General features: G+C 58.2%; 15 protein-coding genes. 11 read left to right on the top strand and 4 right to left on the bottom strand.

Annotation, left to right across the window (positions count from 1 at the left end):
- Positions 1–25 precede the first annotated feature (25 nt).
- The 11 genes from rplD to rplN are packed head-to-tail and all read left to right on the top strand — an operon-like array spanning position 26 to position 5,348.
- On the top strand, positions 26–634 hold the full coding sequence (gene rplD, locus CXU21_RS07540) for a 50S ribosomal protein L4 (RefSeq protein WP_102712294.1): 609 nt from the start codon (positions 26–28) through the stop codon (positions 632–634).
- Between the two features lie 6 nt (positions 635–640).
- Complete coding sequence (rplW, locus tag CXU21_RS07545) at positions 641–925, top strand: 50S ribosomal protein L23 (RefSeq protein WP_022397790.1); 285 nt, start codon at positions 641–643, stop codon at positions 923–925.
- Between the two features lie 26 nt (positions 926–951).
- Positions 952–1,788, top strand: coding sequence for a 50S ribosomal protein L2 (gene rplB, locus CXU21_RS07550; RefSeq protein WP_012419358.1), 837 nt, complete (start codon positions 952–954; stop codon positions 1,786–1,788).
- A 35-nt stretch (positions 1,789–1,823) separates the two neighbouring features.
- On the top strand, positions 1,824–2,093 hold the full coding sequence (rpsS, locus tag CXU21_RS07555; RefSeq protein WP_102712296.1) for a 30S ribosomal protein S19: 270 nt from the start codon (positions 1,824–1,826) through the stop codon (positions 2,091–2,093).
- A gap of 20 nt (positions 2,094–2,113) precedes the next feature.
- On the top strand, positions 2,114–2,824 hold the full coding sequence (locus CXU21_RS07560) for a hypothetical protein (RefSeq protein ID WP_102712298.1): 711 nt from the start codon (positions 2,114–2,116) through the stop codon (positions 2,822–2,824).
- A 39-nt stretch (positions 2,825–2,863) separates the two neighbouring features.
- Positions 2,864–3,202: a 50S ribosomal protein L22 gene (rplV, locus tag CXU21_RS07565; protein ID WP_102712300.1), complete on the top strand. Its 339-nt coding sequence runs from the start codon at positions 2,864–2,866 to the stop codon at positions 3,200–3,202.
- A 39-nt stretch (positions 3,203–3,241) separates the two neighbouring features.
- The gene (gene rpsC, locus CXU21_RS07570) at positions 3,242–3,931 is read left to right on the top strand and encodes a 30S ribosomal protein S3 (protein WP_012419354.1); all 690 of its coding nucleotides are present in this window, start codon (positions 3,242–3,244) and stop codon (positions 3,929–3,931) included.
- Positions 3,932–3,982: 51 nt separating this feature from the next.
- Complete coding sequence (gene rplP, locus CXU21_RS07575) at positions 3,983–4,405, top strand: 50S ribosomal protein L16 (RefSeq protein ID WP_022397796.1); 423 nt, start codon at positions 3,983–3,985, stop codon at positions 4,403–4,405.
- A gap of 14 nt (positions 4,406–4,419) precedes the next feature.
- The gene (gene rpmC, locus CXU21_RS07580) at positions 4,420–4,623 is read left to right on the top strand and encodes a 50S ribosomal protein L29 (RefSeq protein ID WP_022397797.1); all 204 of its coding nucleotides are present in this window, start codon (positions 4,420–4,422) and stop codon (positions 4,621–4,623) included.
- Between the two features lie 49 nt (positions 4,624–4,672).
- Entirely contained in the window at positions 4,673–4,945 is a 273-nt protein-coding gene (gene rpsQ, locus CXU21_RS07585; RefSeq protein ID WP_102712302.1) for a 30S ribosomal protein S17, read from the top strand.
- A 37-nt stretch (positions 4,946–4,982) separates the two neighbouring features.
- Entirely contained in the window at positions 4,983–5,348 is a 366-nt protein-coding gene (gene rplN / locus CXU21_RS07590) for a 50S ribosomal protein L14 (protein ID WP_012419350.1), read from the top strand.
- A 405-nt stretch (positions 5,349–5,753) separates the two neighbouring features.
- Here the strand turns inward: rplN and CXU21_RS07600 are convergent, their stop codons facing one another.
- From CXU21_RS07600 to CXU21_RS07615, 4 genes are all read right to left on the bottom strand, one after another.
- A complete protein-coding gene (locus CXU21_RS07600) occupies positions 5,754–6,602 on the bottom strand; it encodes a hypothetical protein (protein ID WP_102725629.1) in 849 nt (282 codons plus the stop codon).
- 18 nt (positions 6,603–6,620) lie between these two features.
- Positions 6,621–9,293: a valine--tRNA ligase gene (locus CXU21_RS07605; protein WP_102725630.1), complete on the bottom strand. Its 2,673-nt coding sequence runs from the start codon at positions 9,291–9,293 to the stop codon at positions 6,621–6,623.
- 155 nt (positions 9,294–9,448) lie between these two features.
- The gene (gene galB, locus CXU21_RS07610; protein ID WP_102725631.1) at positions 9,449–12,412 is read right to left on the bottom strand and encodes a beta-galactosidase GalB; all 2,964 of its coding nucleotides are present in this window, start codon (positions 12,410–12,412) and stop codon (positions 9,449–9,451) included.
- Positions 12,413–12,720: 308 nt separating this feature from the next.
- A complete protein-coding gene (locus tag CXU21_RS07615; RefSeq protein WP_102712312.1) occupies positions 12,721–13,839 on the bottom strand; it encodes a peptidylprolyl isomerase in 1,119 nt (372 codons plus the stop codon).
- Positions 13,840–13,859 lie beyond the last annotated feature (20 nt).

Here is a 13,859-nt window from a genome sequence, read left to right on the forward strand (position 1 = left end):
ACATTGATTATAGGAAAACCTATCTATGTCCGCAAATACCTTTACATTAGAAGCCGCCGCTGCCGCCAACATCCAGCTTGTAGGCAGTGACAAGGGCTCCCAGGCCGTTCATGACCTCATCGTGGCTTACCAGGCAAACCGCCGTACCGGTTCCGCCAACTCCAAGACCCGCGCTGAAGTCAGCGGCAACAACAAGAAGATCTTCCGCCAGAAGGGCACCGGTAACGCCCGTCACGGCGACAAGCGCGCTCCCATTTTTGTGGGCGGCGGCGTGGTCTTCGGTCCCCGCCCCTGCGACTACACCAAGAAGGTGAACAAGAGCACCCGCCGCCTGGCCCTGCGCCGCGTTCTGGGTGACCTGATCGCCGGTTCCAAGGTCAGCACCATTTCCGAATTCTCCGTGGCTGATGGCAAGACCAAGTCCTTCATCAAGGCCGTCAAGGAACTGACGGACGCCAAGAAGGTGCTCATCGTGGCTGCCTCCTTTGACGAATCCACCTATCTTGCCGGCCGCAACGTTCAGGAAGTCCTCCTGATGACCGCCGCAGAAGTGAACATTGAACAGCTCATGAACGCTGGTGCAGTGATCCTCGTTGACAACGCTTTAGAAACCCTCGCCAGCCGTACTGCTTAAGAAGCCATGAAAGACATTTACCAAGTCATCAAGAAGGTGCGCATCAGCGAAAAGGCCACCATGCTCCAGGAAACCACTGGTGAGCTGGTCCTTGAAGTTGACCGTGACGCCAACAAAATCGAAATCAAAAAGGCTGTCGAAGTTGCTTTCGGCAAGAAGGTCGCTTCCGTGCGCACCGCCAACTATGACGGCAAGCTCAAGCGTCAGCGCCGCGCTGATGCAGGTCGCACCGCCCACTGGAAAAAAGCTTACATCAAGCTTGCCAACGGTGAAACCCTTGACCTCGTTTAACGCCCCTATTAGGAAGGAAAGCTATCATGTCCCTCAAGTCATTCAAGCCAGTTACTCCCTCTAACCGCTACAAGGTGTGGCCGTCCTTTGACGAAATCACCACCTCCACCCCGGAAAAGAGTCTCTGCAGACCCCTCAAGAAATCCGGCGGCCGCAACAACAACGGCCGCATCACCACCCGCCACATCGGCGGTGGCCACAAGCGCAAGTATCGCCTGGTGGACTTCAAGCGCAACAAGTTTGACGTGCCCGCCACCGTGCTTACTATTGAATACGATCCCAACCGCACCTGCCGAATCGCCCTGATTGAATACAAGGACGGTGAAAAGTCCTACATCCTGGCTCCTACGGGCCTCCAGGTGGGCATGAAGGTGGAAAGCGGCCAGAAGGTTGCTCCCAAGGTAGGCAATGCCATGCCCCTGAAGAACGTTCCCCTGGGTACCTCCGTTCACAACATTGAAATCCGTCCGGGTTCCGGCGGCAAGGTTGCCCGCGCAGCCGGTCAGCAGGCCATTGTTTCCAACCGCGAAGCCGGCTATGCCCTGATCAAAATGCCCTCCGGTGAAATCCGCCGTTTCAATGAGGATTGCTACTGCACCATCGGTCAGGTTGGCAATACCCAGCACATGAACGAAATGTCCGGCAAGGCCGGCCGCACCCGCTGGATGGGCGTTCGTCCCACCGTGCGCGGTATGACGATGAACCCCGTCGACCACCCGAACGGTGGTGGTGAAGGTAAGTCCAAGTCCGGCGGCGGCCGCCAGCACCTCAAGTCCCCGTGGGGCCACGTCAAGGGCCAGAAGACCCGCCGTCTCCGCAAGCCCAGCGACTCCGTCATCGTACAGCGCCGCAACGCCAAGTAACCAATACACAATAACTTTAACTAGGATCATATAACATGGGACGTTCTCTCAAAAAAGGCCCTTTTGTCAGTCAGAAGCTTCTCACCAAGGTTGACGCTCAGCTTGAATCCGGTGACCGCAAGCCGATCAAGACCTGGAGCCGCGCATCCATGATTACGCCTGACTTCGTCGGTCTGACCTTCCTGGTGCACGCCGGCAAGAACTTTGCCACCGTGTACGTCACGGAAAACATGGTAGGCCACAAGCTTGGTGAATTTGCCCCGACTCGTGTCTTCAAACAGCACGGCGGTATCGGTAAGAAGTAATCAGTAAGTTAACAATCAACATGTCGAACTCTTCTTCCATCCTTGCGTACTCCCTCACCACCCTTGTGGGGCTGGGCGGAATACTGCAGGGAGCGGAAGAGGATACGGCGGCACTGACGCGCAGAATCGAGCGTCTCGAAAAGCAGAATGCGGCCCTTAAGGCATCCTATGTCCAGGCCCGCAGCGACGCCGACAAGGCGGCCGCCCAGCTGGTGGACATCCGTTCCCGGCTGGAAGCTTTGGGAGGCGCAGCGCTAGGTAATAGTGAGGAACGCCTGATTCAGGCAATGGCAGACATCGAAGTTCTCAATGACCGCATCCAGCGGTTGGAACAGGCGTCCGTCAAGCTCTCCGGAGCTATCCTCGCCTACATGAAACAAGCCATATCCGAGGATGCGAACTCCAGGACCGCGGTGGAAAGCTCCCTGCGCCTGCTGGACTCCGTTCTGGGATACAGGCAACAGCCCGTGCGAGATGGCGCGGGAACCCTGGCGGAAGCCAAGGTGCTCAGCATTGACTCCGAGTCCGGAGTAGTGGTGCTGAACGCCGGCAAGACGGCGGGGATGCAAGTCGGGATGCCGGTACAGGTGACCCGGGGAGCGCAAACCATCGGAGAAGCCGTGGTCACGGACGTCCGCAAGGAAGTATGTGGCGCGCTTGTTCAGAAACTTGTGGCGCCTGCCGATCCGGTGCGCGTCGGAGATTCTGCCTCAGTAAAAACCAACGACTAAATCATCTTCATCAATAACCTGCACTACGAGGAAAAACCCATGGAAGTGAAAGCTGTTTACAAATACGCCCGCATCTCTGCCAAGAAGATGCGCGATATTGCTCAAGAAATCCAAGGCTTGTCCGTCTCCCAGGCGACCGACATCCTGTCCTACACCCCCAAGAAGGGTGCCTACCTGCTGAATAAGACGCTCAAGTCCGCTTTGGCCAATGCCGAAAACAATGCGGAACTGTCCGTTGACACGCTGGTGGTCAAATCCGTCATGGTCGATGAAGGCCCCACCATGCGCCGCACGATGCCCCGCGCCCGTGGATCCGCCAACATGATCCGCAAGCGCACATCCCATATCACCGTTATCCTGGCCGATCAAGAAGGCTAGGTCATACCAATCTAACACACATATAGCTGAACTAATATCATGGGTCAGAAAGTAAATCCAATCGGGTTCCGCCTCGCCGTCAACAAGGACTGGCGCTCCAAGTGGTACGCCACGGGCCAGGATTACGCCACCAAGCTGCATGAAGACTTGGTGATGCGCAAGTACATCAAGGAACAGTTGATGTCCGCCGCCGTCTCCAGCATCGTGATTGAACGTGCCTGGAACAGCGTCCGCATTACCGTCCACACCGCCCGTCCGGGCCTTGTCATCGGCCGCAAGGGTGAAGAAATTGAAAAGATCCGCCAGTACCTTCAGGGCCTGTGCGGCGCTTCCACCCAGGTCAACATTGACATCGTGGAAATCCGCTCCCCTGAAACGGACGCCCAGCTCATCGCTGAAAACGTGGCCGTTCAGCTGGAACGCCGCGTTTCCTTCCGCCGCGCCATGAAGCGCGCCGTGCAGGTAGCCATGGAACGTGGCGCCGACGGCATCCGCATCCGCTGCGCCGGCCGTCTCGGCGGCGCTGACATCGCCCGTGCCGAATGGTACCGCGAAGGCAAAGTGCCGTTGCAGACGCTCCGCACTCCGATCGACTACGGTTTTGCCGAAGCCCGCACTCTTTACGGCATCATTGGCGTGAAGTGCTGGGTCAACAAGCGCGATGAAGTCGTCTCCCAGCAGAATTCCCGCCCGTCCGGCCCCCGCGGTCCCCGTCGTCCGCGTGCCTAAAAAAGCCGCCATCACATTGTTCATCACACTTAACACAAGGAGGAATAAGATATGCCTTTAATGCCCAAAAGAGTGAAGCACCGCAAGATGCACCGCGGCAGCCGTTCCGGCAACGCCACCAGCGGTACCTATGTTGCCTTTGGTGACTTCGGCCTTCAGGTGCTCGACCGCGGTTGGATCACCAACAACCAGATTGAAGCCTGCCGTATTGCGATCAACCGTTACCTGAAACGTAAAGGTAAGGTGTTCATCCGCATTTTCCCGCAGAAGTCCTTCACGTCCCGTCCCCCGGATACCCGTATGGGTAAGGGCAAGGGCGCCGTGGAAGGCTGGGTGGCCGTTGTCCGCCCCGGCAACATTCTGTTTGAAGTTGGCGGCGTGACCGAATCCCAGGCCCGTGAAGCCCTTCGTCTGGCTTCCAACAAGCTGGGCGTGCCTACCCGCTTCGTCTACCGTCAAGGCGTTCAACACTAAAGCTACTCATCACCATGTCCGATAAGAACTCTCCCAAAGAACTTCGTGCTATGTCCGCCAAGGAGCTTTCCGCTCTGGTGCGCAGCCTTCGTGAAGAACTCTTCAATCTCCGTCTCCAGCAGGCCACCGGCCAGCTGGAAAACAACCAGAGAATCCGCACTGTCCGCAAGGACCTTGCCCGTGCCCTTACCATTAAGGGTGAAACCGGGGAAGCGTAAGCTGAGGATTTCCGGTAACAACAGAACATTCTAACACTTTTAGAATCCAATGTCCGAACAAACCGAAACAACCAAGAAGCCCGGCCTTCGCAAGACGCGCATCGGCGTGGTGACCTCCACCAAGATGGACAAGACCATCGTTGTGGAATACGTTGCCCGCGTTCCGCACCCCAAGTTCAAGAAGATCGTCAAGAAGAGCAAGAAGTTCTACGCTCATGACGAAAACTCCACGGCCAAGGTAGGCGATAAGGTACGTATCGTTGAAACCCGCCCGCTTTCCAAGCTCAAGTGCTGGGAACTGGTGGAAGTGCTGACCCACTAATCAGGAATCAACCATTAAATAAAGGAGATTTGATACCATGATCCAGATGGAATCCCTAGTCCAGGTGGCCGACAATACCGGCGCCCGCTCCGCCAAGATGATTGGCGTCATCGGCAAGCGTACCCGTCAGGCCCACATTGGCGACATTATTACCTGCCACATCCGCGAATCCATTCCGACCGCTTCCGTGAAGAAGGGTACCGTGGTGAAGGCTGTGGTGGTGCGCACCGCCGCCCCGATCCGCCGTGATGACGGCTCCGTGCTGCGCTTTGACGGCAACGCCGTCGTCATCATCGACAAGGACAACAACCCGCGCGGTACCCGTATTTTCGGGCCGGTCGCCCGTGAACTCCGTGAAAAGAAGTTCATGAAGATTGTTTCCCTTGCTCCGGAAGTGCTCTAATTGAGACACCTCAGGATTTTGGAACGCCGTCCTCTGGAAAAGAGGGCGGCGTTTTTGTTGCTCCGTTTTTCCCCTGAGCAGGGTTTTGAAGAGAATGGCCTGCTGGTGGATTTTTCAGGCGGGTGGATGCCGCAGGCGTTCCGGCAGGCGCATGTGCATCCCAGGAAGGAGTGTGCAGGCTTGGAGAGGGGAAGAAATATGCGGGAAGGTTGCCTGTGCTTCTGAATCCGGATATGGGAGATATGGGAAAAGAGACCCCGGAGAGGTATCAATCCGGCGCTCATGGAGCCTGTTTACAGCGCCGTGAAGGGGAGGAAGCTGTTGCGGTTAATTCCGGTGCAGGGAAGGGCCGAAAGGCCTGTTCAGGCGCGGAGAGCCTTGTAACAGGAGAAACGGACCCGGCGCTCAGCGCTTGCCCTGGTCAGCACGGGCTTTCTCCAGCTGCTGGGAGGAACCGCAGGCCGGGCACCGGAACCAGCGGAAGAGAAACACGTGCAGAGCCGTGGCAAATACATAGCCGAAGAGGGGGAGGCAGTGCGCCGCCTTGTTGCGGGTGTATTTTTTGAAGGAGAAGACATGCGCCCGGCATACGCTGCATTTCCGGGGAAGAGCCAGGGAGAGGTACAGGATGAGCGCCAGGAACAGGGGGCCGAAGCAGAGGCTGATGATTAGCCAGCCCCGTTCTCCGTTAAGGAGAACCAGGGTGGTTACCGCAATGGAAAAGAGGATGCTGACAAAGAGCAGAAGGACGGAGGCCGCCCCCAGCCACGTCCGGAAAGGGGTCATGTGCCTGACTCCTTTTTTACGCAGGTAGGTTTTCGGTTCGTGGGGAGTATGGGCGGGTTTGGCGGGCTGGTAGCTTTGTTCCTCCTGAAGCCTCGCCTTGGTGGAGAGGTGTTTTGCAGGGCTGTCAGAGTTCCGCTGCCGTTTTTCCCGGACGGGTTTCCGTGGAGTTGCCGGCGGCGTGGCCGGTTCAGCTACGGGAACGGCAAGGGGGAGTGGTGCCTGGGCGCCGGGCAGGTCTGCCGGTTCCGGCGCCGTGGGGGATGAAAGGGCCTGCTCCACCCATGCCCTGAATAGAGGGGCCGGGGGAATTGCCGTTTTCAGCTTAAGCATCCGTTTTGCCTGATGGAGTTCAGGCAAAACGGTGAGGGGATCCACGGAAGCGAATTGTTCAAGAGTCCCTATGCCGACCGCTTCCAGCAATTCAATGAATTGCTCACGTCCGGCAAAGTACTGTTGAAGGTCATTCATTCCCGGAAGAATAGATGATTAGGAAAGGGAATCAAGCATGCCTTTCAATTGGGCCTGTTTTGCTTCCCAATCCGCCAGACGGGCTTTTTCCTGCTCCACGACTTCCGCCGGAGCTCTTTCCACAAAGCCCGCATTGCCCAGCTTGGCGGAGGATTTGGTGATTTCCCTGGCAATTTTATCCAGTTCCTTGCCCAGGCGTTCCTTTTCCGCTTCCACGTCAATGAGCCCGTCCAGGGGAAGGAAGAGTTCCCCCAGCGGCGTCAGGGCCGCGGGCGTGCCCTTGGGCGCTGCATAGCCCGCGTCCCGGGTGACGGATTTGGCATTCGCCAGGATGGAAAGGCGGGAGAGGATGTCCTGGGGAACGTCATGCGCGGTTTTCAGGATGAAGCTGACGTTTTTGTTGTTGGAGAGGTCGTATTCCGCCTTCAGGTTGCGCGCCTTGTTGGCCGTTTCATAGAGGGCGGCTGCCTGGGTGTTCGCCAGCGTGATGCGTTTTTCATCCAGTCCGGCCAGCAGGGCGTCCGCGGAGGGAAGGGGTGTGCGCATGAGCGGGAGGCCGCCGTTGGCGTCCGCAAAGCCCAGGGAGGCCCAGAGTTCTTCCGTGATGTGGGGCATGACCGGATGGAGCAGGGCCAGGTAGTGCCTGAGCACCGTGTCCATGGTGGTGAGCGTGGCCGCCCGCGCCGCGGGGTCCGCGCCGTCCCTCAGGTCGCCCTTGACGGCTTCCAGGAAGCGGTCGCAGTATTCGTTCCAGAAGAATTGGTACAGGGCCTGGATGAGGGCGTTGAATTCGTAGTCCGCCAGCGCTTTTTCCACATCCGCGTGAAGCTGCCTGAGTTTGGAGATGATGGCGATGTGCACGGGGGAGTAGTGCGGAGCCGCGCCTTCCTCCGCCGCACCCTGCATCAGGCGGAAGCGGGTGGCGTTGTAAAGCTTGTTGGCAAAGTTCCTGCCTTCGCCGATCTGGCTTTCGTCAAAGCGCACGTCCGTGCCCGTGGGGGCGATGCGCATGAGGCCGAAGCGGAGGCCGTCCGCGCCGTAGTTGGCAATCAGGTCCAGCGGGTCCGGGGAATTGCCCAGGGATTTGCTCATTTTACGTCCAATCTTGTCGCGGATGATGGATGTAAAGAATACGTTGCTGAACGGCTTGTCATGCTGGAAGCGGTAACCGGCCATGATCATGCGGGCCACCCAGAAGAAGATGATGTCCGGTCCCGTGACGAGGTCCGAGGTGGGGTAGAATTTGGCGCGGGTTTCATCATCCATGGTAGAGAAGGGCCACAGCCAGGAGGAGAACCACGTGTCCATCACGTCACTGTCCTGAATCCAGTTTTCCGGGTCCGCCGGGGGCTCGGTTCCTACGTAAAGGCTGCCCTGTTCCAGGGCGGAGGCGTCCAGGGCAGGGGCGTTCCTGAGTTCCTCCGCCTTATCCTTCCTGTACCAGACCGGGATACGGTGGCCCCACCAGAGCTGGCGGGAGATGCACCAGTCCTGGATGTTTTCCAGCCAGTGCGCATAGGTTTTCGCCCAGCGGGCGGGGCGGAAGGTGATGTCTCCGCCGGCTACGGCGTCCGCCGCTTCCTTCACGCAGGGGTATTTGAGGAACCACTGCATGGAGAGGCGCGGTTCAATGGGGACGTTGGCGCGTTCGGAGAAGCCCACTTTGTTGTCATAGTCTTCAATCTTGACCATGAGACCGGCGGCTTCCAGCATTTCCACGGATTTCCGGCGCGCGTCAAAGCGGTCCATGCCGTGGAGTTCCGGCACTTCCGGGCAATTGACATGGCCGTCCGGGGTAAGGATGTCAATGATTTCCAGGTTGAATTTCCGGCCTATTTCAAAGTCGGCCTTGTCATGGGCCGGAGTGATTTTCAGGGCGCCGGTGCCGAATTCTATTTCCACGTATTCATCCCCAATGACGGGTATGGGGGCGGCGTTGAGCGGGCGCATGACGTTTTTGCCGATGAGATGGGCGTACCGCGGGTCCTTCGGGTTCACGGCCACGGCCACGTCCGCCATGATGGTTTCCGGGCGGGTGGTAGCTACATGGAGAGCTCCGGAGCCGTCTTCCAGCTTGTACAGGACAGTGTAGAGCTTGCTTTTCTGTTCCGTCATGATGACTTCTTCATCGGAAAGCGCGGTAAGGGAAACGGGGCACCAGTTGACCATGCGGCGCCCGCGGTAGATGAGGCCTTCCCTGAAGAGGTCAATGAAGACCTGCCCGACGGCTTTGGTGTATTCCTCATCCATCGTGAAGCGTTCACGGTCCCAGTCACAGGAACAGCCCAGCTTGTGGAGCTGGTTGATGATGATGCCGCCGTGCTTTTCCTTCCATTCCCAGACTTTTTCCAGAAAGGCTTCACGGCCCAGGTCATGGCGGCTCTGGCCCGTTGTCTGCTTGATATCCTTTTCCACCCGCACCTGGGTGGCGATGCCCGCGTGGTCCGTGCCGGGCAGCCACAGGGCTTCATATCCCTTCTGGCGCGCGCGGCGCACCAGAATGTCCTGGATGGTGTTGTTCAGCACATGGCCCAGGTGGAGCACTCCCGTGACGTTGGGCGGGGGAATGACGATGGAGTAGGCAGGCTTTTCAGAAGCCGGGTCAGCCTTGAAACAACCTTCTTCAATCCAGCGGGATTGCCATTTTTCTTCCACCAGGGAGGGATCATATGCTTTGGGCAGATCAGACATGGGCAAAAGGGTACCATAAAGTTTTTTTCTTTCAATCCCTACCTATCCGGTAAATGGAGGAAAACAGGCCTTTTCCGTCCCGGAGGCGGACGCATGAAAAAGCCGCCGGCTCCCTGGCGGGAACCGGCGGCCGGAGCAGATGCTTCGTACCCGGTTTATTTGACTGTCACGGTCGTCTGGGCCGGTTTAAGGCCGTTGGAGATGACCTGGAGCGTCACTTTTCCGGATTCACCCTTGCGGGAGCGCAGAACAACCTGGGCAAGGCCGTTGAAAGCCTTGATTTTCATGATGTTCTTATTTTCCGGATTGGCCATGGTGGTGAAGTCCGTGGGGTCTCCGTTGCAGATGCCGGCAATGTCCGCCGGACCGCTTACCTTGAAGGTGAGCTGGTTTTTACTGCGGGGCACCATGCGGCCCTGCGCGTCACGGACGGCTACGGTGACGTAGGAGAGGTCATAGCCGTCTCCCTTGATTTCACTGCGGTCCGGCTTGAGGGTGAGCGCCGCCGGTTTTCCAGTGGTAGTTACCGTATCCGTAGCCCAGGGTTTGCCGTCTTTTTTGGCGACTACCTTGAGGGTGCCGGGCGTGTATTTCACGTCTTCCCACACGAGGCGGTAGCGGTCCTTGTCACCGGTGCCCTTTTTACGGACGCCCTGGGATTTTCCGTTCAGGAAGAGTTCCGCTTCATCCCCGCTGGTATAGACGTGCACAGGCGTTACTTCACCCTTGCGTTCCGGCCAGTTCCAGTGCGGCAGGATGTGGGCCATCTTGACATCCGGCCTCCAGTGGGCCTGGTAGATGTAGAAGCGGTCCTTCTTGAATCCGCACAGGTCCACGATGCCGAAGTAGGAGCTGCGGGAGGGAGCGCGGTTGCCCATTTTCTTGAGCTCCGCCATCAGTTTTTCGCGTTCCGGTCCTTCCGGCACGTTCAGGGCGTTGGTGGCGTCCAGGTTGTACGGGGTGGGTTCGCCCAGGTAGTCGAAGCCCGTCCACACGTATTCGCCCGCACTGTTGGGGTTGTCGTCCTGAGCGGCGAATTCCACGTCCGGGCGGTAAGCCCAGCCGGGGGCGTAAAGGTCATAGGAGCTGACTTGGTAGAGGAAGAAGCCTTTGCTCTTGTTCCAGTCCACCGGGAAGAAGTATTCTCCCCGCGTGCTGACGCAGGAGGAGGTTTCACTGGCGTAGAAGGGCTGGTCCGGACGGTCCTTGGAGAAGCCCTTGTATGCATCGGGCTTGTAGTTGTAGCCGTAGACATCCAGGGTGTCCGCAAAACCGTTCCGCGCCGCGCCGCGGTCATTGCAGCCTGCCGTTACTTTGCGGGTGGGGTCTTCCCGGTGGAAGAGGTCCGTGAGTGTCTGGGAAACATGGTGCAGGTTTTTATTGCCCTGTTCCGGCACTTCATTGCCCGTGCTCCAGGCGATGACGCTGGGGTGGTTGCGGTCCCGGTGGCAGAAGTTGACCAGGTCGCGTTCATGCCATTCGTCAAAGTAGTTGTGGTAGTCCTGCCCCTTTTTGGCGCTGTGCCACATGTCAAAGAGTTCGTCAATGACCAGGATGCCCATCTTGTCGCACAGGTCCAGCACTTCCGGTGCGGGCGGGTTGTGGGAGGTACGGATGGAGTTGACGCCGAATTCCTTCAGGATTTCAATCTGGCGTTCATAGCCGCGCGTGTGGGCGGCTCCGCCCAGCGGCCCCAGGTCATGGTGCTGGCAGACACCCTTGAGCTGCACGCGTTCCCCGTTGAGGTAGAAGCCCGTGGGCTTCCATTCAATGGTGCGTACGCCAAAGTTCGTGAGCTTCTGGTCAATGATCTTGTCACCCAGCTTGACGGTGGTCTTCATCTTGTACAGATGGGGGGCTTGGAGCGTCCACAGGGTGGGGTTTTTAAGGGACAGCGTGCTGGTGACCTTGCCCTTTTCCCCAGCGGGAATGGCTTCTCCCTTGGTGGTGGTTGCAGCCACTACCTTGTCACCGTCCAGGATTTCTTCCGTAACGGTGGGGATGACGGGCTTGTCCGTGGTGTTTTTCACCGTGGTGTCCACTTCCACCTTGGCGGCGGATTTGGTGACTTCCGGAGTTTTGACGAAGACGCCCCAGTGTTCAATGTGCACGGGGTTGGATTCCGTGAGCCATACGTGGCGGTGGATGCCGCCGCCCGGATACCAGCGGGAGGAGTTGGGGGGATTGTCCACCCTGACGGCGATGGTGTTTTTCTGGCCGAATTTCAGGAAGGGCGTGATGTCCACGCGGAAGGAGCCGTAACCGTATTTCCATTCTCCGGCCAGGTCCCCGTTCACATAGATTTTCGGGCGGGACATGATGCCGTCAAAGTCCAGGTAGAATTGGTTGCCCTTGGCGTCCGCGGGAACTTCCAGCGTCTTGCGGTACCAGCCGATGCCGTCCCAGGGAAGCTTGCCGGTTTCATTGGGGAGGTCCATGCGGTACGGGCCTTCCACACCCCAGTCATGCGGCAGGTTCAGGGAACGCCAGTTTTTGTCGTTAAAGCCCGGGCTGGAGGGATGGTCCGCCTTGCTGGCTCCGGCGGCCGCCTGCGGGCGGATGATTTCCCCCTTGTCGTTTTTAAAGGTGATTTCACGGATGCTGGCCCAGTTGCCCTGGTTGTTGCCCGTGCAGGTAATCCGGAAGTAGCGGGGCTTGCCGCCCTTGTTTTCCACTGTGTCTTCCTTGGAGTTGTTTTGTCCGGAAGTTTTGTCTTCAATGGTCGTCCAGCGTTTTCCGTCACCGGAGCCTTCCAGCTTGAAAAGATGGTTGTTCTGTTTTTCCCACAGGATATTGATGGTTTTCACATCCACGGGGCGACCCATGTCCACGGTGATTTTTTCTCCGCTTTTACCGCCGTCGGCACACCAGCGGGTGGACTTGTCCCCGTCCACGGCATTGTCCGCAGGATTACCGGATTCTTCACTGGTGGCAGTGGCGAACCCCATGGCTTTCCCGGGCTCCGGCTGTGTGCTGCCGTCCGGCATTTTTCCGAAACGTGCAAATTTCCAGTTCCAGTCCAGGCTCTCCGTTTTGGTAGCGTCCAGGGGGGCCGCCATGAGGCTGGCGATGCTGAACGCAGTGATGCAGAGGGTCGTGCGTGTAATGTTGGTGAACATATCTGTGATATTACGACTGGAAATCTGCAATCTTGCAAGATTTTTATTCCGCAGGACACGGTTTCTGATCAGGTTTTTTCATCCGGACCTCACGTGTCCGGCGTGATGACTTGGGGATGCCGGTCCGGTATGAATGAATCCGTCTTCCGGAAAGTGCCTTGGCCCGGGAGGCCCCCCCTGGATGTGAGAGTGGCGCGGAAGGTTCGGTTGATGGACAAAGAACCGCGGGGGGATGAAAAGAGGATGCCGGACCGGCTTTGTTGAAGAGCCGGTCCGGCAACGGGGGAAAGATGGGAAAAGGGGAGGGGTTAGATATACACCTTGACGATGGCTTTTTTACGGAGTCGTTCCACCCATTTTTTGTAGCGTTCATTGCTGCGCTTGTTGCGCGCCATCATGTCAATCTGCTCCTTGATGGCGGAGAGCGGGGGAGGCGGAGCCAGTTCTTTCTTTTCCACCAGCACAATGGTGAAGCCGGTGGCGTCTACAAGCGGCCCGATGATTTCCCCGGTATTGGCTCCAAAGATGATGGCCGCGGATTCCGGGGAGAGCGTGGAGCGCTCCGTGACGGGCCAGTCGCCGCCCTTTTCCGCGTACAGGTCCTTGGAGTAGCGCCTGGCCATGTCTTCAAAGGTGGCGTTTTTGGATTTGATTTCCTTGGCGATGAGTTCCGCCAGGTTGAGCTGCACTTCCGGCGTGGAGGCGGAGTCGTCCCCCAGCATGGGAATGAAGATTTTCTTGAATTTGATTTTGTCCTTGGTCAGGTCCCGGTATTGTTCCTTGGTAGCCTCGTACTCCTGCCGTATTTCTTCCGGGGTGGGCGGTATTTCCTGATCGTACTTGGAGGCGCGCATGATCTGGACCTGGAGCTGTTTTTTCGTCATTTCCCGGAAGGCGCGGATAGTCATGCCGGACAGGTTCAGGTTTTTCAGGAAGGCGGAGCGGTCGCCGTTGAAGGTGGTCAGGATGGTGCGGTTGATTTCCTGGTCAATGAGGGAGTCGCGGATCACGCCGCCCATGCCCTCAAATTCGTTGCGGAGCAGTTCGCGCTCCACCAGGTCTTCAATGATGTTTTTCTTCGCCAGGGCAAGCTGCTTGTAGAATTCGGGCCCCTGCTTGGGGTACTGGGCCGCCAGCTGGGCGCCGATGGGCATGAGCCGCACGCTGACTTCATTGGCCGTGATGGGGCGTCCGTTCACGGTGGCCGCTATCCGGTTGACGATGCGCTGGGGCTGGATGCGGGAGGCCGGAGCCTCATTCGGGGAAATGCGCTTGGATTCGTCCGGGCGCACCGTCTCCCTTCCGTCATCCCCGTGAAGCTGGACGGCCCGGGGGAGGGAGGACTGCGAGTCCACGATGCTTTGCCCCTGTGCAGATACGGCGATGGTACAGATGAGAAGCGCCTGGAAGTGGGTCCTGATATTCATGAAGGGGTAAGAAGAAGCTT

Source organism: Akkermansia muciniphila (genome assembly GCF_002884975.1).
Classification (GTDB): domain Bacteria; phylum Verrucomicrobiota; class Verrucomicrobiia; order Verrucomicrobiales; family Akkermansiaceae; genus Akkermansia; species Akkermansia muciniphila_C.